At 35.9% G+C, this 262-nt stretch carries 1 protein-coding gene; it reads left to right on the top strand.

Features of this window, described 5'->3' with window-relative positions:
• Positions 1-210: uroporphyrinogen decarboxylase family protein (locus tag SB775_RS30725; RefSeq protein ID WP_410865047.1), on the top strand; the 210-nt coding region annotated here is incomplete at its 5' end.
• Positions 211-262 lie beyond the last annotated feature (52 nt).

Genomic DNA, 262 nt, shown 5'->3' with positions numbered 1-262 from the left:
CAAGGAAACCTTGATCCAACCATCTTACTTTCTCCATGGGAAGTCATTGAAGAAAGAGCAAAAGACATTTTAGATCAAGGGATGAAATCAGATCACTTCATCTTTAACTTAGGTCATGGGGTATTTCCTGATGTTTCACCAGAAACGTTAAAGAAGCTGACAAGTTTTATTCACGACTATTCGGCTAAACATAAAAAAACATCCATTTAAACTATTTCAAATGATCTGAAGGAGTGTTGGTTGTGGAGAAAAAGAAAATGGG

This window comes from Peribacillus sp. SIMBA_075, from assembly GCF_046534585.1.
The sequence above is the reverse complement of the archived record's forward strand: the minus strand, read 5'-3'. Positions and strand labels throughout refer to the sequence as shown.